The organism is Ruegeria sp. BHSA162 (genome assembly GCF_059613385.1).
Map to the genome: position 1 here is coordinate 1 of NZ_JBXWSK010000056.1, position 23,406 is coordinate 23,406.

A 23,406-nucleotide genomic window follows, 5' to 3' on the forward strand; every position below is an offset into this window, starting at 1 on the left:
ATGCAGGCTTGGCATGACAAGGCTCACGATCTGGGTGCGCGCCGGGCGTTTCTTGAGGTGGCATCGGACAACGCGGCCGCCATTGCACTCTACCAAAGTTGCGGCTATGCGCGCTGCGGTCTTCGGCCGGGATATTACCGGCGCGGCAAGGCTGACAAAGTAGATGCAATCTTGATGGAGCGCGCGCTACCCTGACGAAAGCCGGGCATTTCTGAGACCAAATGGTCAAAAAGCGGTTGACCATGGCTGTTTCAGACGGCCTTAATTGCCGCTATCACAGCAGTTCTGCTCGCTCTGAGCGGGGCTGGGCAAAAGCCCCTGCCCCGAAGCCATAAAAAACAACGGGAGTATATGATGACCCTGATGAAATCCTTGATGGGCGCGGCCGCCGCGTTTGCACTGACCGCAGGTGCGGCGCTGGCCGAACCGGCGATCATCTTCGATCTGGGCGGCAAGTTCGACAAATCGTTCAACGAAGCAGCCCATAACGGCGCCAAGCGCTGGGCCGACCAGACCGGCAAATCCTATCGCGAAATCGAGCTGCAGTCGGAAGCGCAGCGCGAACAAGCCCTGCGTCGCTTCGCTGAAGCCGGTGCAAACCCGATCATCACCATGGGCTTTGCCATGGCTGATCCGCTGGCCGCCGTCGCACCTGACTATCCCGACACCAAGTTCGTTGCCGTCGACGTCAGCTGGCTGGACGCGCCTAACATCCGCCAGGTCTCGTTCGCCGAGCATGAAGGTTCGTACCTGGTCGGCATGATGGCCGCGATGGCATCCAAGTCGGGTACGGTCGGATTCATCGGTGGCATGGACATTCCGCTGATCCGGCACTTTGGCTGCGGCTACGCCCAGGGCGCGAAGGCCGTGAACCCTGACATCAACGTCGTAGCCAACATGACCGGCACCACCCCGGCCGCTTGGAACGACCCGGTGAAGGGTTCGGAGCTGACCAAAGCTCAGATCAGCCAAGGCGCTGACGTGATCTACGCTGCCGCAGGCGGTACCGGCGTCGGTGTTCTGCAGACCGCGGCCGACGAAGGCATCCTGTCGATCGGCGTGGACAGCAACCAGAACCACCTGCACCCGGGCAAGGTTCTGACCTCGATGCTCAAGCGCGTGGACGTGGCCGTTTATGACGCCATGAAAGCAGGCGAAGATGTCGAAACCGGCAAGTTCACCATGGGTCTGGCACAGGACGGTGTCGGCGTTGCCATGGATGAAAACAACGCCTCGCTGGTGAGCGACGAGATGAAGGCCGCCGTCGAAAAGGCGCGCCGCGACATCATCGACGGCAATGTCACCGTCGTCAGCTACTACGAGAACGACAGCTGCCCGGCACTGCAGTTCTGATATCGCGCGGGGCGGGGGAGACCTCCCGTCCCGCATCCACTCATGCCGCTGTTTCGCCACGACAGAATGATCGCGAAATCAGCGCAGCTTCTACGGCAATCGAGGACAAGACATGACAGTCCCCGCCATCGAGCTCAAAGGGATTTCCAAAGCCTTTGGGCCAGTTCAAGCGAACAAGGACATCTCGATCAGCGTCGCCCCCGGCACGATCCACGGGATCATCGGTGAAAACGGTGCGGGCAAATCCACGCTGATGAGCATTCTGTACGGCTTCTACAAGGCCGACAAAGGTGAAATCTGGATCAACGGCAAAAAGACCGACATCCCCGATAGCCAGGCCGCGATCGCCGCGGGTATCGGCATGGTCTTTCAGCATTTCAAGCTGGTCGAGAATTTCACCGTTCTGGAAAACATCGTTCTGGGCGCCGAAGATGGCGGGCTGCTGGCCCCCTCGCTGGCCAAGGCTCGGAAAGAGCTGAAAGAGCTCGAGGAAGAATACGAGCTGTTCGTGGACCCCGACAAGCGCATCGACGAGATCGGCGTGGGCATGCAGCAGCGGGTCGAAATCCTCAAGGCGCTGTACCGGAAGGCGGAAATCCTGATTCTGGACGAACCCACCGGGGTGCTGACCCCGGCCGAGGCCGACCAGCTGTTCCGCATCCTCGACCGGCTGCGCGCCGAGGGCAAGACCATCATCCTGATCACCCACAAGCTGCGCGAGATCATGGAAGCCACCGACACCGTGTCGGTGATGCGCCGCGGCCAGATGACTGCCACGGTCAAGACCGCCGAGACCAACCCCGAGGAGTTGGCCGAGCTGATGGTCGGGCGCAAGGTTCTGCTGCGCGTCGACAAGGTGCCGGCCAAACCCGGCAAGCCCATCCTTGAAATCGAGAACCTGCGGGTGACGGATTCGGCGGGCGTCGAGCGCGTCAAAGGTATCGACCTGACCGTCCGCGCGGGCGAGATCGTGGGCATCGCGGGCGTCGCCGGCAACGGGCAGTCCGAGCTGCTCGAAGTATTGGGCGGCATGCGCTCAGGATCAGGCGTGATCAAACTTAATGGTACGCCTCTGGCGCTCAGCGGACCCGAGGCCGACGGTCAGGCGCGGCGCGCCCAAGGCATCGCCCATGTGCCCGAAGACCGGCAACGCGAAGGTCTGATCATGGACTTCCACGCCTGGGAAAACGTGGCCTTCGGCTATCACCGAGACCCCGCCTATCAGCGCGGGATTTTCATGAACAACGCCGCCCTGCGTGCCGACACAGAACGCAAGATCGAGAAATTCGACGTGCGTCCGCCGAATGGCTGGCTGTCGGCCAAGAATTTCTCGGGCGGGAACCAGCAGAAGATCGTCGTGGCGCGCGAAATCGAGCGGAACCCCGAATTGCTGTTGGTTGGCCAGCCGACCCGCGGCGTGGACATCGGCGCGATCGAATTCATTCACAAGCAGATCGTCGCCCTGCGCGATCAGGGCAAGGCGATCCTGCTGGTCTCGGTCGAGTTGGAAGAGATCTTCTCTCTATCCGACCGGATTGCAGTGATGTTCGACGGACATATCATGGGCGAGCGTCTGCCCCATGAAACGGATGAAAAAGAACTGGGCCTGTTGATGGCCGGTGTTGCGGGGGAGGCCGCGTAACATGGATAAGATGCCCAAATGGGCCGACGTCATTCTGATCCCGCTCATCAGTCTGATCCTGGCCGCAATCCTGTCGACACTGGTCATTCTGGCGATTGGCGAAAACCCGGTCGAGGCGGTGAACCTGATGGTCACCGGCGCGCTGGGGTCGACCTATGGCTGGGGCTACACCCTGTATTATGCCACCAACTTCATGTTCACCGGTTTGGCGGTCGCGGTGGCCTTCCACGCCCGTCTGTTCAACATCGGCGGCGAAGGTCAGGCCATGTTGGGCGGACTGGGCGTTGCCATGGTGTGCCTCTATGTGCCTTGGCCGCATTGGAGCATCGCTCTGCTGGCTGCGATGGCCGCCGGCATGCTGTTCGGCGCGGCCTGGGCGGCGATACCGGCCTATCTTCAGGCCAAGCGCGGCAGCCATATCGTGATCACCACGATCATGTTCAACTTCATCGCCGCGGCGCTGCTGAACTACATGCTGGTCAACGTGATGCGACCGGCCGGCTCGCAAGACCCGGCCACCGCCCGCTTTGCCGAGGCGGTACATCTGCCCACCCTGCACGAGATGCTGGCCCCGATCGGGATCACCTTCTCCAAGGCGGCTCCGGCCAACATCTCGCTGATCATCGCGGTCATCGCCTGCATCGTCGTCTGGGCGCTGATCTGGCGCACCCGCCTGGGCTATGAAATCCGGGCCTATGGGCATTCGGAAACCGGTGCGGTCTATGCCGGTATCTCGCCTGTGCGTATCACCATCGTGGCGATGCTGATCTCGGGCGCTTTGGCGGGCCTGATGGCTATCAACAACGTCATGGGTGAGGCCGAGCGGCTGGTTCTTAACTCGACCGAGGGCGCGGGTTTTATCGGCATCGCGGTGGCCCTGATGGGCCGCTCGCACCCGTTCGGCGTGTTCTTGGCGGCCATCCTGTTTGGTTTCCTCTATCAGGGGGGCGCGGAACTGGCCCTGTGGACGTCGATCCCGCGCGAGCTGATCGTGGTGATCCAGGCGCTGGTGATCCTGTTCACCGGAGCGCTGGACAACATGGTCCGCATGCCGCTTGAAAAGCTGTTCCTGGCTCTGCGAAAGGAGGCGAACTGATGGAGTTGTTCCTGACGATCGTCCAGGTTCTGGACTCGACCATTCGCCTGGCCACGCCGCTGCTTCTGGCCTGTCTGGCCGGCTTGTATTCGGAACGCGCTGGCATTTTCGACATCGGCCTGGAAGGCAAGATGCTGATGGCCGCATTCTTCTCGGCCGCCGTTGCCGCCGTCACCGGGTCGGTATGGCTGGGCCTGCTGGCCGGCATCGCATCGTCCTTGGTGCTGTCTGGCCTACACGGGCTTGCTTCGATCACGTTCCGGGGCAACCAGCTGATTTCCGGTGTCGCCATCAACTTCCTGGCTGCCGGCTTGACCGTGCTGGTGGCCCAGGACTGGTTCCAGCAAGGCGGCCGCACTCCGTCGTTGTTCGGGGGTGGCCGGTTCGAACCGATCAACTTCCCCTTCGCAGAAGCTTTGAGCGGTGTGCCGATCATCGGTCCCATCTACGCCGAACTGCTCTCAGGCCACTCGATTCTTGTCTACGTGGCGTTCCTGATGGTGCCCGCCACCTGGTGGGTGCTGTTCCGCACCCGCTTTGGCCTGCGCCTGCGCGCCGTGGGTGAAAACCCGGCGGCAGTGGACACTGCGGGCGTCTCGGTGGTGGGGCTTCGCTACGCAGCCGTCGCCATCTGTGGCGTGCTGTGTGGCATCGCCGGGGCCTATTTGGCTACTGCGTTGCAGGCAGGGTTCGTCAAAGACATGACGGCCGGCCGGGGCTTCATCGCACTGGCCGCACTGATCTTTGCCAAGTGGCGGCCATGGCACGCCATGTGGGCGTGTTTACTGTTCGGGCTGCTGCAGGCTGTCGCTCTGCGGTTCCAGAATATCGACCTGGGCGGCATCATAATCCCCGTTCAGGTCATGGACGCGCTGCCCTATATCCTGACCGTGGTGATCCTGGCAGGTTTCGTCGGCAAAGCGGTCCCGCCAAGGGCCGGTGGCGAGCCTTATGTGAAAGAGCGTTGATAAGGCCAGTTCAGGACTGCTTTTCAGTCCTGTTTGCTGCAAAGCGGCATGCAGAGTTGATTTTGCATGCCGCAAGCGCTCTAAGAGGGTATGCACGTCTACCTTCCCATAGCCGAAGTATCCGTTAGCCCGTTTGTCCTGCTGGCGATTGGTGTTTCCGTGGGCGTTCTGTCCGGCATGTTCGGAGTGGGAGGCGGCTTTCTGATCACGCCACTGCTGTTTCTGATTGGCATTCCACCTGCAGTCGCCGTGGCGACATCGGCCAACCAGGTGGTGGCATCCTCGTTTTCCGGGCTGATGGCACATCTCAAGCGCAGGACCGTAGACCTGAAGATGGGATCGGTTCTGCTGGGCGGCGGCCTGCTGGGCGCGACGCTGGGAATGCTCGTCTTCAACTATCTCAAGCAATTGGGGCAGGTCGATCTGGCGGTCCAGCTGTGTTACGTCGTGTTTCTAGGCCTCATCGGCACCTTGATGTTCATTGAGAGCCTGCGTGCAATTCGCCGGTCACGGGCAGCGGGCGGCACCGCACCGACCGCACGCCGCCAACGCACCTGGGTTCATGCACTGCCGTTCAAAATGCGGTTCCGCGAGTCAAACCTGTACATCTCGGTCATTCCACCCATCCTGGTCGGCTTTGGCGTCGGAATCCTGTCGGCCATCATGGGCGTTGGCGGCGGGTTCATCATGGTTCCGGCAATGATCTATATTCTGGGAATGCCGACAAAGGTGGTGATCGGAACCTCGCTGTTTCAGATCATTTTCGTGGCCGGGTTTACGACGATGATCCACGCTTCGACCAACTTCAGCGTGGACATCGTGCTGGCCTTGTTCCTGTTGATCGGAGGTGTCGTTGGGGCCCAGTTCGGCAGCATGGTCGGCGCCCGGCTGAAGGCTGAGCAGCTGCGGGTTTTGCTGGCGGTACTGGTCATGATCGTGGCCGGAAAAGTCGGGCTGGAACTGATCGTGGCTCCGACAGAATTCTATTCGCTTTCTGAATTGGCGGGGGTTTGATCGTGACCAGTTTATCCTTCGAAACCGCCATGTACCCACCAGTCCGTTTCTTCGCCCAACGCAACGCGCCCGCCTTTGATCGTTTTTACCAGTCCACCGCAGTACGGATCGGCTAGACCACATGCATATCTACCTGCCTATCGCCGAAGTTTCCGTAAACGCCTTTCTGCTGCTTGGCCTCGGCGGCTTGGTGGGAATCCTGTCCGGCATGTTCGGTGTCGGTGGCGGCTTTTTGATGACCCCGCTGCTGTTCTTTATCGGCATCCCACCCGCCGTTGCCGTGGCAACCGAGGCGAACCAGATCGTTGCCTCGTCATTCTCGGGAGTGCTGGCGCATTTCCGAAGAAAGACGGTCGACCTTAAGATGGGCACGGTCCTTCTTGTGGGTGGTCTGATCGGCGCCGCCGTGGGCGTTGTCTTCTTCAACTATCTCAAAAGCCTGGGTCAGGTCGATCTGCTGGTCAAGCTCTGCTATGTCGTCTTTCTGGGCGTCATTGGCGGGCTGATGTTCTTTGAAAGCCTCAATGCGCTGCGCAGGTACCGCAAGGCCGGTGGGGTCCCTGTCAAACGGCGCCAGAGGGGGTGGATCCACGCCCTGCCGTTCAAGATGCGGTTCCGGACCTCGGGGCTGTATATCTCGGTCATTCCGCCGGTGCTTGTCGGGCTGTTCGTCGGCGTGTTGTCGGCGATCATGGGTGTGGGCGGCGGGTTCATCATGGTGCCCGCCATGATCTATCTGCTGGGAATGCCAACCAAAGTGGTTGTGGGGACATCCCTTTTCCAGATTATTTTCGTCACTGGCTTCACCACCATGCTGCACGCCACGACCAACTTTACGGTCGATATCGTGCTGGCTGTCCTACTGTTGGTTGGCGGGGTGATCGGGGCTCAGATCGGGACCGTGCTGGGGGCACGCATCCCGGCCGAGCAGCTGCGCGTCCTGCTAGCCGCTCTTGTCTTGGCGGTTTGCGGAAAGCTGGCCCTGGATCTGTTGTTGCAACCGGCCGAGCTGTACTCGCTTGGCACCGATGGGGGGCATTGACGTGTTGCGCTGGTTCATCGCCCTTGTGTTCCTGACCCTCCCCGTCCATGCCGCGGATGAGCAGGTCGTTCTTGGCCTCAGCCAGGATCGCGTGGCCATCACCGCCGATTTCGACGGATCCGAGATTCTGATCTTTGGCGCCGTCAAGCGCGAAGCGCCGATCCCGCCCGGCCCTCCGCTGGAGGTGATCGTGGCAGTCGCAGGCCCGTCCGAGCCGGTCATGGTGCGGCGCAAGGAAAAGAAATTCGGCATCTGGGTGAATACCGACAGCGTTCTGGTCGATTCCGCACCCAGCTTCTACGCAGTCGCCACAAGCGCACCGTTCACGGACATCATCACCGACACCGAAGATCTGCGCTATCGCATCTCGATCCGGCGCGCGATCCGGTCCGTCGGGGCAGCCATGCATATTCGGGAGGCTCAGGATTTCGCCCGGGCCGTCGTCAGGATCCGCGAGGATGAGGGCCTGTACTCGATCCGGGAGAACACGGTTGCCGTGGATGAGCAAACGCTATTCCGCACCTCCATCGAGATGCCGGCCGACTTGACCGAAGGCGACTACCTGACCCGCATCTTCCTGATGCGGAACGGCGAAGTCATTTCGCAGTTCGAGACGGTTATCGACGTTCGGAAAGTCGGGCTCGAGCGGTTTCTCTACAACATGTCGCGTCAACAGCCGGTCTGGTACGGGTTGATGTCCCTCGTCATTGCCATCGCCGCAGGCTGGGGCGCTTCGACGGCTTTCCGACTGTTGCGCGAAAACTGACCGCTACCCGCGCCCGATATACGGCATCGTCGTTGCCATCACGGTCATGAACTGAACGTTGGCTTCGGGCGGCAGGCTGGCCATGTGCAGGACCGAGCGCGCGGCGTCTTCGACCTCCATCGTCGGATCAGGCTCTCGCCCTTCAGCAACCGCCGTATCGACCAGGTTCTGCACCATCTGGGTTCTGGCATTTCCGATGTCGATCTGCCCACAGGCGATCCCATGAGCGCGGCCGTCAAGCGACAGGCTTCGTGTCAGCCCGGTAATCGCGTGTTTTGTGGCGGTGTAGTGAACCGAATTCGGGCGCGGTACATGCGCCGCGATCGAGCCGTTGTTGATGATGCGGCCCCCCTGGGGCACCTGCCTGCGCATCAAGCCAAAGGCCGCGCGGGCACACAGAAACATCCCGTTCAGGTTCACGTTGACGCTCTGACACCAGTCGTCCAGCGCGATCTCGTCGATCGTCCCGGCAGGGGCAAAGATCCCCGCGTTGTTGAACAGAACATCCAACCGTCCAGCCAGCGCCTGAAATTCATCGAACGCCGCCGACACCGCTTGAGGGTCGGTCACGTCGGCCACCAGTGGAATGGCGTTTTCGCGCGTCGCGGCAAACTGGCTCAGCTTGTCCACACTGCGTGCCAACAGGCCGACCTTCCAGCCCTGATCCAGAAACAGCTCGGCGGTGGCTCGCCCGATGCCCGAACTTGCCCCGGTTACAATGATCGTCTTCACGTCTCCTCCGCCTCCAGCGTAAGTTTAGCGGCCGGGACCGCGCGCAGGTCGTCAACCCGCAGCGGGTGGCTTGGCTTGGACAGCCGGTTGCGCACCACCCAGATCAGCCGCTCTTGCGCCCGGGTGATGGCCACATAGGCCAGCCGTTTCCACAGGGGTTGCCCGGCCTCGGTCCGACCCATGCGGGCGGCGGCATAAAGGTCAGGGGCAAAGACCTGCACCGTGTCCCACTGCGAGCCCTGCGCCTTGTGGATCGTCACGGCGGCCCCATGCAGAAACGTGGCCCCCATGCGCGCGGCAAAGGGGATGAAGGGCTCTTCTTCGTCCGGTTTTTCGATCTGCACGATCGAGGCGGCGCTGACCTGCGGGTCTTCGGCCCCCATGACATGCAGCCGCGAGAACCCAGGCTTGCGCCCCGGCCCCAGATAGATCACCTGCGCGCCCTTGATCAGCCCGCGCGCCTCGAGGTCGAGCCGCTTCTTGCGGTGCTTCAGCGGCAGCTCGATCCCGTCGCAGATCAGCGGTTCGCCTTCCAACAATTCGGTCTCGGGCGCACCATGCACCTGACGGAAGGCCTGGATCAGCCGGATACGCGTCGCATTCCGCCAGACCAGAACCGGGCTTCGTGCCATTAGATCGACCTCGACCCGCTGGCCCCAGACCACGCGGTCATCCGTGCGGGCGGTCTGCTCGACAAGGCGTTCGAAATCCTCGAACCCCATGGCCGGATCGGCCAGCGCATGGGCCAGATCCAGAATGGGGTTGTCGGCCTCTTGCCGGTGCACCCGGTGCAGGATCAGCTTGCGCGGTTCGGGCAAAGCATCGAACACCATCGACCCGGACTGGTTCACCGGTGCCAACTGCGCCGGATCGCCGAACAGCAGCAAGGTGGGAAAGATCTCCTTGAGATCCTCGAACTGGCGGTCGTCCAGCATCGAGGCCTCATCGACGAACCCGATATCCAACGGCTCGTCGCGCCGTTTCCAGCCGGTGATAAAATCCGACCCGCGCAGGCCGGCGGCGGCCAGAGCGCCGGGGATGGACTTGTTGTTGGCATAAAACGCGGCCGCGCGGTCCAGCGCCTCGTCGGTCAGGCCTTCGATCTCGGGGCGGTCGTCGTTGCCCGCCAGCCACTCGGCGATCCGTTCGTATTCCGGATCATAGACCGGCGTGTACAGAATGCGGTGAATGGTGGTGGCCGGAACACCGCGCAACCGCAACACGCTGGCGGCCTTGTTGGTCGGGGCCAAAATGGCAAGGCTGCGCTTGTCCTTCGATTTGCGGCTTTCATAGTCGCCCGAGACGATCTGAACTCCGGTCTCGGCCAGTGCCTTGAAGAGTTCGGCCAACAGCAGGGTCTTGCCCGATCCGGCCTTGCCGATCACCGCCATGACCCCCGATTCGCCCTGGCCGGGCAGTTTGAGCAGCGCATCATCTTCCAGGTCCACGCCTGCGGTTTTCAGCATCTGGGCTATGCTGTCGAACGCGGCGGCCTGATCTTCGGAAAAAGTAACCTTGGGCAGAGACATGGCGCGACCCTACAGGGCCGCGCCAACCTGCGCCAGATGCGGAATTCAACGTCAGGCAGACAGTGCGAACCGATGCCGCGCGGCGGACCCGAACGCCGTCTTGAACCACAATCGCGACAGCTCGCGCGGGATGCCCGCCCGCTCGGCCACGCGGTTGCAATCGTCAGCGGAATAGGGCCAAAGACCGACCGAAATCTGGTCACGGCCCGCCCCCTCCGAGCCCAAGACCACCGGCGAGGAACCGATTAGCCGATAGATACGGATCATCCTTGCATCAAAGACCCCGGCGATGTGGGTCAGACCGAAGCCTTCCATGATCTCCCCCCCGCTCAGCATGATTGCCCCGGCCGTGTGTGGATGAGCGGTGCGGGACAGGCAGAACCGCGTCACTTCCCAGATCAGCGGGCTGCGGATTGGGCTGCCGCCGGTCAGATGCCCGAACACCTCATTTACCATGACGGGGCCAGTCGTGGGCAATACCCGCATCGATCCGCCGTGACTGCCGTCTGGCTCTTCCCAGATGACATACAGCGGGTTAAGATCATCATACTGATCCCGTTCCTCTCCTTTGGAATTGACATGAACATCCCATCCGAGGCGGGTTTTGAATTGATCTGCGCGGTCGCGAAACATCCCCTCGGCCAATTTTGGAAATTTATGAAGCTCGTCAGCGTAAACATAACGCAGCATGACTTTTCCCCTTGTCGTCCAGTACTGGAACGAAGGGGGTACAAAGTCGTGGTTAATTTACCGTGTGGCCCTCGCGCGGGCCTTAAACCACTATTAATCCTCTGCTGAGGGCAGTGGCGATGGCATGGGTTGTATTCAGAGCACCCAGCTTGGACCGGGCGCTTTCGATATAGACACGCAATGTGTGCTCGGAAATAGACAGGGAGTGCGCGACCTGCGCCCGGTTGTAGCCCAAGGCCAGCAGCGTCATCGCGTCGATCTCGCGCGGAGAGAGGCCGCGCGCGGATTCAGGTCTGCGGTCCTGCTCGAAATCCAAAGCTTTGCGGTTGAAGTAGTGGGCGAGCAGTATCAACTCGCGGCTGTAGGTCACGATGAAGGCACCCCAAGCCTCGTCGCTGCAACTGTGATTGACCGTAAAAAGCGCGAACTGGCCATTCGGCCCACGAATTGGGATCGAATAGCCCTGATTGCCGACACCATGATCCAAAGCATCCTGCAGAAAGGCTTTTGCGACCTTGCCGGACCAGTTCAGAGATTTCCAATTGACCGGATGAAACCGCTGGAAGCAGCCCAGGATTACGGGATCTATTCGGTGATAGTTGCGTTCACGGTATCGGTCGGCCCAGGCATCCGGATAGGTGGTGTAGCCATATTGATCGCCGGCGCCATCGACCCAGTGATAGACGATGTGATCGACCTTCAGTTTGTCCCTGATGCGGACAGCAACCGCACCCAGCTCGTCAAGCGTGCTGGTGTTTTCCAAATCCTCCAGGACCTGGCTCAAATCGAACTGTGTTCCCATTCGACGGCGCTTTTGCCTCATCGTTCAGGGACGCAATTTCGGCCGCGGCGATCAGCCTGGTGTCGTCAAGCTGCTCGGCCAGCGCGGTCAACCCATTCGCAACGGCGAAGGCGTTGAGGTCCGACAATACGTCCAGTATCCACTCATTTCGCGCCATCATGGTCTCTCCGAAACAGTTAACGAAGGGTTAACACAACCATAACATGTACGCTGTTTTCTTGCCTATTCACTGCTTTCTACTCCCCAAAAACAGCGGGTCCCGAATTTGCATGGCATTGAAAAACAATATCCCATCTTCTGAACGCAAAACGCCCGCGAACCGTCTGAACGATTCGCGGGCGCTTGCTTTCAAAGCGCGGTGATCAACCGTGGGCGTCCAGAACCTCTTCCAAGGTCCGCATGCCCGTACGCGGGGCCTGAACCAAGACAGACATGTTGCCCGGCTTGTGCTCGTTCCGCATCATTTTCATGTGCGCCTCGGGCAGTTCTTTCCAAGTGAACACTTCGGACATGCAGGGATCGAGACGCCGCTCCAGCATCAGCCGGTTTGCAGCGGACGCCTGCTTGAGATGCGCGAAATGCGAACCCTGCAGACGCTTCTGGTGCATCCACATGTACCGAACATCAAAGGTCAGGTTGTAGCCGGTGGTCCCGGCGCAGATCACGACCATGCCGCCTTTTTTGACGACAAAGGTCGAGACCGGGAAGGTGCTCTCGCCGGGGTGTTCGAACACCATGTCGACGTTCACGCCCTTGCCCGTGATGTCCCAGATCGCCTTACCGAACTTGCGGGCTTCCTTGAACCACTCGGCATATTCAGGCGTGTTGACCGTGGGCAACTGGCCCCAGCAGTTGAAGTCCTTGCGGTTGATGACGCCCTTGGCGCCCAACCCCATGACGAAGTCGCGCTTGCTTTCGTCCGAGATCACGCCGATCGCGTTGGCTCCGGCTGTATTGATCAGCTGGATCGCATAGGAGCCCAGACCCCCCGACGCGCCCCAGACCAGAACGTTCTGGCCCGGCTTCAGATCATGCGGCTCGTGTCCGAACAGCATCCGATAGGCAGTGGCCAGCGTAAGCGTATAGCAGGCACTTTCTTCCCAGGTCAGGTGCTTGGGGCGCGGCATCAGCTGTTGCGCCTGCACGTTGGTGAATTGCGCAAATGACCCATCGGGCGTTTCATAGCCCCAGATGCGCTGGCTGGGCGAATACATCGGATCGCCGCCGTTGCACTCTTCATCGTCGCCGTCGTCCTGGTTGCAGTGGATCACGACCTCGTCGCCGACCTTCCAGCGTTTCACCTTGTCGCCCACCGCCCAGACGATGCCCGACGCATCCGAGCCCGCGATGTGATACGGGGCCTTGTGGCCATCAAAGGGGCTGATCGGTTTGCCGAGCGAGGCCCAAACACCGTTGTAGTTGACGCCCGCCGCCATCACCAGAACCAGCACTTCGTGGCTGTCCAGCTTGGGCACATCGACCACCTCCAACTGCATCGCAGTGTCGGGCTCGCCGTGGCGCTCTCTACGGATGGCCCACGCATACATCTGTTTGGGCACATATCCCATCGGAGGGATTTCACCCATCTCATAGAGGTCTTTTTCCGGTGCCTCGTAGGACGCGATGCCGCCGTCGGTGTCCAAAGCCATTGTGGCCTCCTCTGTCAAACATGTTCGCCGCGACGCAGAATCGCGCGCTTCATAGGCTGGAATATTGGCCCATGAGTAATTTTGCAACCCATTTCGGATCATTATTGAAATTTTATGACCCAGCGGCCGCAGAAATTTCTTTTGCAGCCGCAGAACCATCCGGGTCTTCGCTGATGGGCGCTGAGGCGGCATAATACTGCATCAGATCCAGCCGCTCGACCGATGGCGACAGCATACCGTTGTTTCTGCTCAGTATTCGCCGTTCGACCAGTTGTTCGATCGCTGGCGGGATGGCCTTCAGGTCTTCGTCCGTGGCGCCCTCGCGCCGCATCAGCTCGACGATCCGTGACTGAACGTCAGACTCGGAGATGGTGCCGTTTTCGCGAACGAGCCAGCACGCGGCGGGCGCTGGGACCAAAGGAATCGCCCGGCCAATCCGGCGCATCAACTCTCGAGCCAGATCCGTCATCAGGTCCGGGCCGGCTTGTTCGCGAAACTCCTGCAGCGAAATGGGCAGGCCGTATCGGACCGAGGCAAGACCGAACCGTTTGTAACGCCCGATGATACGGCGCCATATCTGTTTCAGGCTCCACCTTGTGATCACGCCGATCCGCGCGCGGAAACGCCGTTCGCTGCCCAAGGCGGCGGCGGTCAGAATCGTATCCTCCAGCACCCGGTCATAGTTCAGCGCAACCGGCACGAACACGACGTCGCGACCATCGGGACTGGTGCCGTCGATGATGTATTTCAGCAGTCCCAGTTTGGGTCGTCCCAAAGACCCGGTGAGGCTCAGACCGCCCTCGGGGAACATCGCCTGCGTCACACCGGCATTGGTGGCCAGGCGCACATAGCTGGCCAGAACCTGCCGGTAGAGTTCGCTGCCGGACTTGCGCCGGATGAAATAGGCCCCCATCGCGCGGATCAACCGGCTGAGCGGCCAGACCCGTGCCCACTCGCCCACCGCATAGGACAGCGCCGACTGTTGCGCGGCCAAATAGGTCACCAGAACATAATCCATGTTGCTCCGGTGATTCATCACAAAGACCACGGTTGCTTTGGGATCGATCTGCTTCAATGCGGCCTCGTCCTCGTGGCTGAGGCGGACATTGTAGAACGCGTTGCTCAACCATCGAGCCAACCGAATGGCAAAGCTGAAGTACATGAAGGCCGAAAACGACGGGACGATTTCCCGGGCGTAGCGCCGGGCCTGCTCGAACGCGACCGCTTCGGGGATTCCATGTTCTTCGGCGTGGTGCTGAACAGCCTGACCAACCTGCGGGTCATAGATCAGGCGTTGGATCATGTCATGACGCTCGGCCAGTTTGAACGGCTGGATCGGCCGTTGCAGGCGCTGGTTCAACCGTTCAACAGCCCGTTCAAGCCGACGGCGAAAGAACCAGCGCACCGACGGGAACAGGAAATGCGAAGCAAAAGTGACCGCGGCAAACACCACGATCAGAACAAACAGCCAAATCGGTAACTCAACGGTCTGCGTCATGCCCGCACAGTGCCATCAAACCGCCGCTGTCACAATCGGCAGCACGCCTGACATGCCGCAACGCAGCGAATTGACATGTGCTGAAAATTGCGCTTTAGAACCCATGAGAGAAATATTGTTACCCATCGACGCATGAGGCTCTGACCATGACGCAGACGCAGAAAGACCGCCCCTGGCTCATCCGAACCTATGCCGGTCATTCCACGGCCAAAGCCTCGAACGCGCTGTACCGGTCCAACCTGGCCAAAGGGCAGACCGGTCTGTCAGTGGCCTTCGATCTGCCGACGCAGACCGGATATGACAGCGATCACACCCTGGCCCGGGGCGAGGTCGGCAAGGTCGGGGTGCCCGTCTGCCACCTGGGCGACATGCGGGTGCTGTTCGACCAGATCCCGCTGGAGCAGATGAACACCTCGATGACGATCAACGCCACGGCCCCCTGGCTGCTGGCGCTGTATATCGCGGTGGCCGAGGAACAGGGCGCCGATGTGTCCAAGCTGCAGGGCACGGTGCAGAACGACCTGATCAAGGAATACCTGAGCCGCGGCACCTATGTCTGCCCGCCCAAACCTTCACTGAAGATGATCGCGGACGTGGCCGAGTATTGTTATTCGAACGTACCGAAATGGAACCCGATGAACGTGTGTTCCTACCACCTGCAAGAGGCCGGCGCGACGCCCGAGCAGGAGCTGGCCTATGCGCTGGCCACCGCCATCGCGGTACTGGACGAGCTGCGCCCCCGCGTTCCGGCCGAGGACTTTCCGGCGCTGTGCGGCCGCATCTCGTTTTTCGTGAATGCGGGCATCCGGTTTGTCACCGAAATGTGCAAAATGCGGGCTTTCGTCGATCTTTGGGATGAAATCCTGCAACAGCGCTATGGCGTGGAAAACCCCAAGTTCCGCCGATTCCGCTATGGTGTTCAGGTCAACTCTCTGGGCCTGACCGAGCAGCAGCCCGAGAACAACGTCTATCGCATCCTGATCGAAATGCTGGCCGTGACCCTGTCGAAAAAGGCGCGCGCCCGGGCGGTGCAACTGCCAGCGTGGAATGAGGCCTTGGGCCTGCCGCGCCCCTGGGACCAGCAATGGTCGATGCGGATGCAGCAGATCCTGGCTTATGAGACCGACCTGCTGGAATACGACGACCTGTTCGATGGCAACCCGGTGGTCGACGCCAAGGTCGAGGAACTGAAGCAGGGCGCCCGGGCCGAACTGGCCAATCTGGACTCGATGGGTGGTGCGGTTGCGGCGATCGACTACATGAAATCGCGGCTGGTGGATTCCAACGCCGAGCGTCTCAACCGGATCGAGCGCAATGAAACCATCGTCGTCGGCGTGAACCGCTGGACCGAGGGCGAACCCTCGCCCCTGCAGACCGAGGATGGCGGGATCATGGTCGTCGATCCGGCGGTCGAACAGGAACAGATCGCGCGCCTGAACGACTGGCGTGCCGCCCGCGACGAGGCCGCCGTGGCCGCGGCTCTGGCCGATCTGCGCGCCGCCGCGCAATCGGGCGCCAACATCATGGAGCCGTCGATCTCCGCGGCCAAGGCCGGTGTCACCACCGGCGAATGGGCAGAAGAGATGCGCCGCGTCTTTGGCACCTATCGCGGTCCGACGGGCGTTTCGGGGTCGGTCTCGAACAAGACCGAGGGTCTGGACGATCTGCGCGCGGCGGTGGATGCGGTCAGCGACCGCCTGGGGCGTCGTCTGAAATTCCTGGTCGGCAAGCCGGGGCTGGACGGCCATTCCAACGGCGCCGAACAGATCGCGTTCCGCGCCCGCGACTGCGGCATGGACATTACTTATGACGGCATCCGCCTAACCCCCGAGGAAATCGTGAAGTCGGCCATCGAGCAGCAAGCTCATGTGATCGGCCTGTCGATCCTGTCCGGTAGCCACCTGCCGTTGGTACAGGACGTCATGACCCGCCTGCGCGAAGCTGGCTTGGGTGATGTTCCCGTTGTCGTCGGGGGCATCATTCCCGACGAAGACGCGGATCGTCTCAGATCAATGGGTGTTGCCAAGGTCTATACGCCCAAGAATTTCGAGCTGAATGCCATAATGGGGGATATCGTTTTGCTGGCCGATCCAAAAACGCTGGCCGCGGAATAATCGCCCAAAATTAATTCCATTGCCCATTTCGTTTAAAGAATGGCCATTGATTGGGATTCTCCGTAACGTTGCCTGATGAGTAAAAAATGAATCAGGTGGGTACGGAGAACGACAATGGGCATAAATCTGGACAAGCTGTCGCGTAAGGAATTGCTTGAATTGCGCGATCAGGTCGACAAGGCGCTGGAAAACGCTGAGGCCAGAGAGCGTCAGGAAGCATTGATGGCCGCTGAAAAAGCAGCTGCCGCTTACGGGTTTTCCTTGTCCGACTTGGCGTCTCAGCCCACGCGGTCCGGCAAGGGATCGAAAGCCAAAGCAAAATATCGCAATCCGGCCGATCCGGCGCAAACCTGGACGGGGCGTGGGCGAAAACCGAAATGGGTCCACGAAGCGCTGAAAGCCGGGGCAGATATTTCCGATCTGGAAATCTGAACGGGAAAAGTATCAAAATGACAATTCACATTGGCGCCGAAAAAGGCGAAATCGCCGAGATCGTGCTTTTGCCGGGTGATCCGTATCGTGCGAAATGGGCCGCCGAAACTTTTCTGAGCAATGTGCGGCAAATCAACGATGTCCGCGGGATGCTGGGTTTCACCGGCGAATGGAAAGGAAACCCGGTCACCATTCAGGGCAGCGGAATGGGAATGCCGTCGCTGTCCATTTACGTAAATGAACTGATCCGGGACTACGGTGCAAAAACCCTGATCCGCATTGGGTCTTGCGGCGGTATGCAGGAAAACGTGAAGGTCCGGGATGTTATCCTGGCCATGACGTCAACGACGCTCAGCACCCCGTCCCGGGGCATCATGAAAGAGCTCAACTTTGCGCCTTGTGCAGATTGGGGCCTGCTGCAGGCTGCCGCCAAAGCAGCCGAGGCCAAGGGCACGGCAACCCATATCGGCGGCATCTACTCGTCTGACGTTTTCTATGACGAACGCCCCGACCTGAACGAACAGATGGTGCGTCACGGAATCCTGGGTGTCGAAATGGAGGCAGCCGAGTTGTATATCCTGGCCGCGCGGCACAAATGCCGGGCCTTGGCGGTTCTGACCGTGTCCGATCACCTTCTGACCGGCGAGGCCCTGCCCTCGTCCGAGCGCCAGAGCAGCTTTGGTGACATGGTGGAAATTGCGCTGCAGGCCGCCTTCCCGAACGCCTGACACAAACCGGCCCGGGTCACCCCCGGGCCTCAGCGCCCATGCGTACGGTCATAGCCATTGGGCGCTGGACTTTGCCATCCGCTCAGCGTGCCTTCGGCAGGTGCGAAAACCTCGACCAACAGCGGGTGACAGGCGGCGGTATCCGACGAGTGCTCGGACGAGCAATCCCCACCCGGACAGGCGCTGAGGTCTCCCAGAAGGTCGATTTCCGCGAAGAACTCCAAGTAGTCACCCGGTCGAACCGGTGAAGCCTTCATGAAATACTGCCCCGTATCGCGGGTAAAGCCAGTGCACATGAATACGTTCAACACGTCGTGCACCAAACGCTCGGCTACCGGAATTTCCAGACCAGTATGGTCAGCCAGCGCCCGGGTCAGGTTGGAGTGGCAGCAATGATGGTATTGAGTGCCCGACAGCAAGTTTCCGGTATAGGGATCGCAACGCGTTCCGATCACGTCATGCACCGACCCGCCATATTGATCGATTCCGTACCAGTCCAAGGTGTCCGCAACGATCGTGGCCATCGGGCGCAGATAGGGAAAGCTGGACCATAGCCGCTCGCCGGTCGTGACATGGGTGCCATGCAATGCACGCGTCTTGCCCGAATAGAAACGTTCGTTCAGGTCGTGCAGGTTCCACAGGTTCAGGTCGCCGACCTGCGGGCCTTCGACTGAGGTGATCCGAAAGAAGTGTTCGGCCGGCACCTCAAAGCAACGGGCATCACGTGGCGGCACCAGAACTTCGGCTGTCTTTCGCGCGCTCTTTCGGGCGTCCAGCAGCAGGTCAAGGTCAACGCTGGGCAGGGTGTCATTTGGGTAGCAAATGACCGGAGCGATCCCGCGGCGGGTGGCGGCATCCGAAGGAGGATTTGGCATTCTGCATCTTTCCGCTGTTTTGCGCAGATTGACCCAGAATGACCTTTGGGAAAACCCGTTTCCCTCAGGTAAAGAGGCTTATTTCCGTTCGCATCGCGTGGGCTGCGTCTCGGAGACGGAAACCGCCCCGCAATACGCACAACTCCACGTGCCGGCTTGCCTGTGCTGCCGCCACCGGCAGTCCCGGGTCAAAGAAGACGTGCGTGAACGCCAGACGAAATAGGCGAACACGCCGGCGCCGAGCAGAAGCAGAAGAACAGGCATTCCCCTGCTTCGCCCAATATGCGCCGGGACTCAAGACTTGGCTTGGAAAACTCAGGCCGCGTTGGCGTATTCAAACAGCTCAGGCTCTGCATCTTTTGCAGGCTTGACCGGCTCGGGCTCGTAGTAGGCCCAGGCTTGCTCAAGATACTCCAAGGCTTTGGCTGCGTCTGTTTTTTTGGATTCGTTCTTCATCGGAGTGATCCTGTTTCCAATCCGTCACTCCTCCCCGATACCGAACATAGTCTTGGCCGGGGCGGCCCACATCCAATGATTTCGCATGTGGGCCATGCACTTGCCGCAACGCGGCAAGCACGTTGGTCGTCATCCGTCAAACTGCGCGTTCGACCATCATCTTCTTGATCTCGGCAATCGCCTTGGCCGGGTTCAGACCCTTGGGGCAGGTCTTTGCGCAGTTCATGATCGTATGGCACCGATACAGCTTGAACGGATCCTCAAGCTGATCCAGACGCTCGCCGGTGGCCTCGTCGCGGCTGTCGATAATCCAGCGATAGGCATGCAGCAGCGCAGCGGGACCAAGGTACCGGTCGCCATTCCACCAATAGCTGGGGCACGAGGTCGAGCAGCTGGCGCACATGACGCATTCGTACAGACCATCCAGTTTTTTTCGGTCTTCGATCGACTGCTTCCATTCTTTTGCAGGGCGGTTGGTCTTGGTCTCCAGCCACGGCATGATCGAAGCGTGCTGCGCATAGAAATGTGTCAGATCCGGGATCAGGTCCTTGACCACCGGCATGTGCGGCAGCGGGTAGATCTTCACGTCGCCCTTGATCTCGTCCATGCCGTAGATGCAGGCCAACGTGTTGATCCCGTCGATGTTCATCGCGCAAGAACCGCAGATCCCCTCGCGGCACGACCGGCGGAAGGTCAGGGTCGGGTCGACCTTGTTCTTGATGTAGATCAGCGCATCCAGAACCATCGGCCCGCAATCGTCCATGTCGACGAAATAGGTGTCGACCCGAGGGTTCTGCCCGTCATCCGGATTCCAGCGGTAGATCTGGAACTTACGCACGTTGCTCGCGCCTTCCGGTTTCGGCCAAGTCTTGCCCGTCGTAATCCGGGAATTCGTAGGGAGGGTCAGTTGGACCATGAGACTACCTCTGTTTTGGCTGCGCGCTGAAGATTGTCTTTTGGAATGCCAGGCGCACCGATTTTCCAATCGGTAACACTGTCCAGCCCTTTGCGCAAAAGGCTGTCTTCTGGCCACATGCTGCCCAGCTTCACGTCGACTGCATGCTCAAATGCCATATAGCTCGCCGTTGACGGAAGGCGCTGGAATTGATCGACGGCATCTGCACGCACGGCCGAGCAATAGAGAACCTGGGCATATTCTGCGTCGCCCGCAGCATTCGCTGCTGACCTGCAAATTGCTTCTCGGTCGACGTCGCGCATTGCGATGCCCTCAGGGAAATGACTGTCAAAGCCCTGTACCGGGCGCAATTGATGATCATAGATGGCCAGCGGAACTCCATCCTGTCCAGGATGCACGGCGAACCCGATCTGGCCTCGGAAAACATGCAAACAGATCCCGTTCGGTGGCTTTTCCGTGGTTTCGGGCAGCTGTTCGCAATCGAAGAGAACACGTTGCAGAAGACAGAACTCGGAATGGCGCTGGGGTATGAGGATGTTCGGCAGCAGCCGGCCTTGAACAACCTCCTGCAAAACCGCCTCCAGCATGTCGGCTTCGACGGCCTTCCAATCGCGCGTTGCCGTTGTTCCATACAGCCCGTAGGACTTAATCGCGTTGACCGAGAAACCTACGTAAGGGGAAATCGCAGCGCGCAGCGCGTCAAGATGCGCTTCTTGGGACGGCACGATCAGAGTCCGCAACAGCGGACTGTAACGATCCGCGCGCGCGATCCGTCTCTGGCGGCGTTTGCTGATCTGATCGGCATCCAGCGCGGTTTTCGCGTGCATGCGGATTGCCTGCCCCTGATAAGAATTTCGGCGCGCCGGCGCCGGAACATTCAACAAGGCCTCGTCCAAGGTCAGTTCGGGCTTTTCCAACCCACGCTGTGCCTGGTTGATCAGGTTTAGATTGTGAAAGACTGTATGCGGTTCCGGCTCTCGGTTTTCGCTGCGGTTGCTGTGCTGAAACCCGCCATCAGAAGGCCGGTGCTCAAGAAACGCGGTAAAGTCCCGCCAATCATTGTCGGACCCGATGCGAAGATCGAGCAGACAATCCAAAGCGTCCTGCTGCTCAAAAAAGGCGATCACGCTGCGATTGTGATGCTCGTATTGCGAGATCAGATGTGCCTCATAGCCATGCGGGCATTTCACACCATATACGCTTTGCCTGATCTCGGCTGTCTGTGTCGTAACCGAGTGGCGCTTCATCGAGTTTACCCAAACCTCAGCCGAGCTCCGACGGGTCAAGATGTACTTGGCGTCTCGCCCGAAGTCCTGGAACAGATCGACATACATCAGCGACCAAGGCCAGTCCGCAAAGGCATCATGACTGGCGATCATCTCCCTGATCCGTTGAGAATAGCCGTTGCTCAAATACTCGTGCAGAGCATCGAGTGAGTAGCCCATCTTTCGGTAGCCCAATGTTTCGAAACCGATCTCCAAAGACGTGGTGGCCGTCTTTGGAAGACCGATCCCGAAAACCTTTGTGGCCCGCCCGCCCATCACCATTCCCCGACGGTGATGCCTGCACCAACAACTCGGCGCAGGTCTGTGGCCACGCAGACAAACGGGTGCTTCAAAGCACCACGTTTTTTGTCTTTCCGGGTCAAGTTGGCAGGCATGTCAGCTCTTCGGTTTCAACGGGACTGGGTTCGACGCTCCTTAGAAGGTGCGCGCCTTGGGCGCGATCTTTTCAAGGCTGATACCGCCTTCAGCCTCGGTGCTCAGCGGATCGACGATGACCGGGCGATAGCTGAGTTCGACCCTGTTCCCGTCAACCCGGGACACGGTGTGAACACGCCAGTTTTCGTCATCGCGCTCGGTGAAGTCTTCGTGTGCATGAGCGCCGCGGGATTCCTTCCGCGCTTCGGCGCCGACGATTGTGGCAAGCGCGTTGGGCATCAGGTTGGTCAGTTCCAGCGTCTCCATCAAGTCGCTGTTCCAGATCAGGCTGCGATCCGTGACCTTGATGTCCTCCATCTTGGCCGCGATTGCAGTCATCTTCTCGACCCCTTCGGCCAGGGTCTTGGCCGTCCGGAACACCGCAGCATCCGCCTGCATGGTTTTCTGCATCTCAAGCCGCAGATCGGCCGTCGGGATTGCACCGCTGGCATTGCGCACCGCATCGAACCGATCAAACGCCTTGTCGACCGAGGCCTGGTTCAGGACCGGGTTGGGCGTTTCGGGGTCGACGACCTTGCCTGCCCGGATCGCCGCCGCGCGGCCAAAGACCACGAGGTCGATCAACGAGTTCGACCCCAACCGGTTCGCTCCGTGAACCGACGCGCAACCGGCTTCGCCGACGGCCATGAGGCCGGGCACGACGGCGTTCGGATCGTCGGCGGTCGGGTTCAACACCTCGCCCCAATAGTTGGTCGGAATACCGCCCATGTTGTAGTGCACGGTCGGAAGAACCGGGATCGGCTCCTTAGTGACATCCACGCCGGCGAAAATCTTTGCGCTTTCCGAGATGCCCGGCAAACGCTCGTGCAGGGCTTCGGCCGGAAGATGGCTCAGGTTCAGGTGAATATGGTCGCCTTCGGGACCGACGCCGCGCCCTTCGCGGATTTCCATGGTCATCGAACGCGAGACATAGTCGCGCGGTGCGAGGTCCTTGTATTGGGGCGCGTAGCGCTCCATGAACCGTTCACCTTCCGAGTTGGTCAGATATCCGCCTTCGCCGCGGGCGCCTTCGGTGATCAGGCAGCCCGAGCCGTAGATGCCGGTCGGGTGAAACTGCACGAATTCCATGTCCTGCAAGGCCAGGCCGGCACGGGCCACCATGCCGCCGCCGTCGCCGGTGCAGGTGTGGGCCGAGGTCGCGCTGAAATAGGCGCGGCCGTAACCGCCCGTGGCCAGAACCACCATCTTGGCGTTGAAGACATGCATGGTGCCGTCGTCCAGCTTCCAGCAGACAACGCCTTGGCACTGGCCGTCTTCGGACATGATCAGGTCAATGGCGAAATATTCGATGTAGAATTCCGCGTTGTTCTTCAGTGACTGCCCGTACAATGTGTGCAGAATCGCGTGACCGGTCCGGTCGGCAGCAGCACAGGTGCGCTGAAC

General features: G+C 60.3%; 23 protein-coding genes. 11 read left to right on the forward strand and 12 right to left on the reverse strand.

Annotated features, from left to right (window positions below; translation table 11 throughout):
* The 8 genes from AC2FM5_RS14280 to AC2FM5_RS14315 all read left to right on the forward strand — a co-directional run.
* Positions 1-195: GNAT family N-acetyltransferase (locus AC2FM5_RS14280; RefSeq protein ID WP_496736367.1), on the forward strand; the 195-nt coding region annotated here is incomplete at its 5' end.
* Between the two features lie 159 nt (positions 196-354).
* Positions 355-1,353 (forward strand): BMP family lipoprotein, encoded by a 999-nt coding sequence (locus AC2FM5_RS14285; RefSeq protein WP_093963454.1) that lies wholly within the window; start codon positions 355-357, stop codon positions 1,351-1,353.
* A gap of 112 nt (positions 1,354-1,465) precedes the next feature.
* Positions 1,466-2,995 carry an ABC transporter ATP-binding protein gene (locus tag AC2FM5_RS14290; RefSeq protein ID WP_170391888.1) on the forward strand — a complete coding sequence of 510 codons (1,530 nt, stop codon included), beginning with the start codon at positions 1,466-1,468 and terminating at the stop codon, positions 2,993-2,995.
* A 1-nt stretch (position 2,996) separates the two neighbouring features.
* Positions 2,997-4,091, forward strand: a complete 1,095-nt coding sequence (locus tag AC2FM5_RS14295; RefSeq protein ID WP_170365357.1) for an ABC transporter permease — start codon at positions 2,997-2,999, stop codon at positions 4,089-4,091.
* On the forward strand, positions 4,091-5,059 hold the full coding sequence (locus tag AC2FM5_RS14300) for an ABC transporter permease (RefSeq protein ID WP_170367643.1): 969 nt from the start codon (positions 4,091-4,093) through the stop codon (positions 5,057-5,059). Before AC2FM5_RS14295 ends, AC2FM5_RS14300 begins: the two co-directional genes overlap by 1 nt.
* A 90-nt stretch (positions 5,060-5,149) precedes the next feature.
* The gene (locus AC2FM5_RS14305) at positions 5,150-6,073 is read left to right on the forward strand and encodes a sulfite exporter TauE/SafE family protein (RefSeq protein ID WP_170452267.1); all 924 of its coding nucleotides are present in this window, start codon (positions 5,150-5,152) and stop codon (positions 6,071-6,073) included.
* A 121-nt stretch (positions 6,074-6,194) separates the two neighbouring features.
* On the forward strand, positions 6,195-7,115 hold the full coding sequence (locus AC2FM5_RS14310; RefSeq protein WP_496736370.1) for a sulfite exporter TauE/SafE family protein: 921 nt from the start codon (positions 6,195-6,197) through the stop codon (positions 7,113-7,115).
* On the forward strand, positions 7,102-7,881 hold the full coding sequence (locus AC2FM5_RS14315; RefSeq protein WP_174822853.1) for a TIGR02186 family protein: 780 nt from the start codon (positions 7,102-7,104) through the stop codon (positions 7,879-7,881). The genes AC2FM5_RS14310 and AC2FM5_RS14315 overlap by 14 nt, the downstream gene beginning before the upstream one ends.
* 3 nt (positions 7,882-7,884) lie before the next feature.
* On the opposite strand, the gene AC2FM5_RS14320 is transcribed toward AC2FM5_RS14315, so the two are convergent.
* The 7 genes from AC2FM5_RS14320 to AC2FM5_RS14350 all read right to left on the reverse strand — a co-directional run bounded on the left by AC2FM5_RS14320 (position 7,885) and on the right by AC2FM5_RS14350 (position 14,781).
* The gene (locus AC2FM5_RS14320; RefSeq protein WP_496736371.1) at positions 7,885-8,613 is read right to left on the reverse strand and encodes an SDR family oxidoreductase; all 729 of its coding nucleotides are present in this window, start codon (positions 8,611-8,613) and stop codon (positions 7,885-7,887) included.
* Positions 8,610-10,142: an ATP-dependent DNA helicase gene (locus AC2FM5_RS14325; RefSeq protein ID WP_170365364.1), complete on the reverse strand. Its 1,533-nt coding sequence runs from the start codon at positions 10,140-10,142 to the stop codon at positions 8,610-8,612. The genes AC2FM5_RS14320 and AC2FM5_RS14325 overlap by 4 nt, the downstream gene beginning before the upstream one ends.
* Positions 10,143-10,193: 51 nt before the next feature.
* On the reverse strand, positions 10,194-10,832 hold the full coding sequence (locus tag AC2FM5_RS14330) for an acyl-homoserine-lactone synthase (protein ID WP_170360153.1): 639 nt from the start codon (positions 10,830-10,832) through the stop codon (positions 10,194-10,196).
* 82 nt (positions 10,833-10,914) lie between these two features.
* Positions 10,915-11,634, reverse strand: a complete 720-nt coding sequence (locus AC2FM5_RS14335) for a helix-turn-helix transcriptional regulator (protein ID WP_170360151.1) — start codon at positions 11,632-11,634, stop codon at positions 10,915-10,917.
* Complete coding sequence (locus tag AC2FM5_RS14340) at positions 11,573-11,794, reverse strand: hypothetical protein (RefSeq protein WP_170445099.1); 222 nt, start codon at positions 11,792-11,794, stop codon at positions 11,573-11,575. The genes AC2FM5_RS14335 and AC2FM5_RS14340 overlap by 62 nt, the downstream gene beginning before the upstream one ends.
* A 202-nt stretch (positions 11,795-11,996) precedes the next feature.
* Positions 11,997-13,283 carry a crotonyl-CoA carboxylase/reductase gene (gene ccrA, locus AC2FM5_RS14345; protein WP_496736374.1) on the reverse strand — a complete coding sequence of 429 codons (1,287 nt, stop codon included), beginning with the start codon at positions 13,281-13,283 and terminating at the stop codon, positions 11,997-11,999.
* Between the two features lie 112 nt (positions 13,284-13,395).
* Positions 13,396-14,781, reverse strand: coding sequence for a 1-acyl-sn-glycerol-3-phosphate acyltransferase (locus tag AC2FM5_RS14350; RefSeq protein ID WP_496736376.1), 1,386 nt, complete (start codon positions 14,779-14,781; stop codon positions 13,396-13,398).
* A gap of 146 nt (positions 14,782-14,927) precedes the next feature.
* On the opposite strand from AC2FM5_RS14350, the gene AC2FM5_RS14355 reads away from it, so the two are divergent.
* From AC2FM5_RS14355 to deoD, 3 genes are all read left to right on the forward strand, one after another.
* On the forward strand, positions 14,928-16,895 hold the full coding sequence (locus AC2FM5_RS14355; RefSeq protein WP_496736378.1) for a protein meaA: 1,968 nt from the start codon (positions 14,928-14,930) through the stop codon (positions 16,893-16,895).
* A 114-nt stretch (positions 16,896-17,009) separates the two neighbouring features.
* Positions 17,010-17,327 (forward strand): H-NS histone family protein, encoded by a 318-nt coding sequence (locus AC2FM5_RS14360; protein ID WP_170342178.1) that lies wholly within the window; start codon positions 17,010-17,012, stop codon positions 17,325-17,327.
* Positions 17,328-17,344: 17 nt separating this feature from the next.
* Positions 17,345-18,055 carry a purine-nucleoside phosphorylase gene (deoD, locus tag AC2FM5_RS14365; protein ID WP_496736380.1) on the forward strand — a complete coding sequence of 237 codons (711 nt, stop codon included), beginning with the start codon at positions 17,345-17,347 and terminating at the stop codon, positions 18,053-18,055.
* Positions 18,056-18,084: 29 nt separating this feature from the next.
* Here the strand turns inward: deoD and AC2FM5_RS14370 are convergent, their stop codons facing one another.
* The 5 genes from AC2FM5_RS14370 to AC2FM5_RS14390 form a co-directional block, all read right to left on the reverse strand.
* Positions 18,085-18,930, reverse strand: coding sequence for an urea carboxylase-associated family protein (locus AC2FM5_RS14370; protein WP_496736382.1), 846 nt, complete (start codon positions 18,928-18,930; stop codon positions 18,085-18,087).
* Between the two features lie 315 nt (positions 18,931-19,245).
* Positions 19,246-19,386 (reverse strand): hypothetical protein, encoded by a 141-nt coding sequence (locus AC2FM5_RS14375; RefSeq protein ID WP_170343320.1) that lies wholly within the window; start codon positions 19,384-19,386, stop codon positions 19,246-19,248.
* A gap of 136 nt (positions 19,387-19,522) precedes the next feature.
* Positions 19,523-20,302, reverse strand: a complete 780-nt coding sequence (locus AC2FM5_RS14380) for a succinate dehydrogenase iron-sulfur subunit (protein ID WP_170343321.1) — start codon at positions 20,300-20,302, stop codon at positions 19,523-19,525.
* A complete protein-coding gene (locus AC2FM5_RS14385) occupies positions 20,290-21,849 on the reverse strand; it encodes a sulfotransferase (RefSeq protein WP_496736385.1) in 1,560 nt (519 codons plus the stop codon). The genes AC2FM5_RS14380 and AC2FM5_RS14385 overlap by 13 nt, the downstream gene beginning before the upstream one ends.
* Positions 21,850-22,002: 153 nt before the next feature.
* A partial coding sequence (locus tag AC2FM5_RS14390) for an FAD-binding protein (protein WP_496736387.1) occupies positions 22,003-23,406 on the reverse strand: 1,404 nt, incomplete at its 5' end.

Excerpts from the sequence above, each read along its gene's own strand:
- AC2FM5_RS14295 (WP_170365357.1), top strand. The coding sequence starts at position 2,997 with ATGGATAAGATGCCCAAATGGGCCGACGTCATTCTGATCCCGCTCATC.
- AC2FM5_RS14340 (WP_170445099.1), bottom strand. The coding sequence starts at position 11,794 with ATGATGGCGCGAAATGAGTGGATACTGGACGTATTGTCGGACCTCAAC.
- deoD (WP_496736380.1), top strand. The coding sequence starts at position 17,345 with ATGACAATTCACATTGGCGCCGAAAAAGGCGAAATCGCCGAGATCGTG.
- AC2FM5_RS14375 (WP_170343320.1), bottom strand. The coding sequence starts at position 19,386 with ATGAAGAACGAATCCAAAAAAACAGACGCAGCCAAAGCCTTGGAGTAT.
- AC2FM5_RS14335 (WP_170360151.1), bottom strand. The coding sequence starts at position 11,634 with ATGGGAACACAGTTCGATTTGAGCCAGGTCCTGGAGGATTTGGAAAAC.
- AC2FM5_RS14315 (WP_174822853.1), top strand. The coding sequence starts at position 7,102 with ATGGGGGGCATTGACGTGTTGCGCTGGTTCATCGCCCTTGTGTTCCTG.
- AC2FM5_RS14310 (WP_496736370.1), top strand. The coding sequence starts at position 6,195 with ATGCATATCTACCTGCCTATCGCCGAAGTTTCCGTAAACGCCTTTCTG.
- AC2FM5_RS14305 (WP_170452267.1), top strand. The coding sequence starts at position 5,150 with ATGCACGTCTACCTTCCCATAGCCGAAGTATCCGTTAGCCCGTTTGTC.
- ccrA (WP_496736374.1), bottom strand. The coding sequence starts at position 13,283 with ATGGCTTTGGACACCGACGGCGGCATCGCGTCCTACGAGGCACCGGAA.
- AC2FM5_RS14360 (WP_170342178.1), top strand. The coding sequence starts at position 17,010 with ATGGGCATAAATCTGGACAAGCTGTCGCGTAAGGAATTGCTTGAATTG.
- AC2FM5_RS14385 (WP_496736385.1), bottom strand. The coding sequence starts at position 21,849 with ATGGTGATGGGCGGGCGGGCCACAAAGGTTTTCGGGATCGGTCTTCCA.
- AC2FM5_RS14380 (WP_170343321.1), bottom strand. The coding sequence starts at position 20,302 with ATGGTCCAACTGACCCTCCCTACGAATTCCCGGATTACGACGGGCAAG.
- AC2FM5_RS14350 (WP_496736376.1), bottom strand. The coding sequence starts at position 14,781 with ATGACGCAGACCGTTGAGTTACCGATTTGGCTGTTTGTTCTGATCGTG.
- AC2FM5_RS14290 (WP_170391888.1), top strand. The coding sequence starts at position 1,466 with ATGACAGTCCCCGCCATCGAGCTCAAAGGGATTTCCAAAGCCTTTGGG.
- AC2FM5_RS14300 (WP_170367643.1), top strand. The coding sequence starts at position 4,091 with ATGGAGTTGTTCCTGACGATCGTCCAGGTTCTGGACTCGACCATTCGC.
- AC2FM5_RS14325 (WP_170365364.1), bottom strand. The coding sequence starts at position 10,142 with ATGTCTCTGCCCAAGGTTACTTTTTCCGAAGATCAGGCCGCCGCGTTC.
- AC2FM5_RS14370 (WP_496736382.1), bottom strand. The coding sequence starts at position 18,930 with ATGCCAAATCCTCCTTCGGATGCCGCCACCCGCCGCGGGATCGCTCCG.
- AC2FM5_RS14330 (WP_170360153.1), bottom strand. The coding sequence starts at position 10,832 with ATGCTGCGTTATGTTTACGCTGACGAGCTTCATAAATTTCCAAAATTG.
- AC2FM5_RS14355 (WP_496736378.1), top strand. The coding sequence starts at position 14,928 with ATGACGCAGACGCAGAAAGACCGCCCCTGGCTCATCCGAACCTATGCC.
- AC2FM5_RS14285 (WP_093963454.1), top strand. The coding sequence starts at position 355 with ATGACCCTGATGAAATCCTTGATGGGCGCGGCCGCCGCGTTTGCACTG.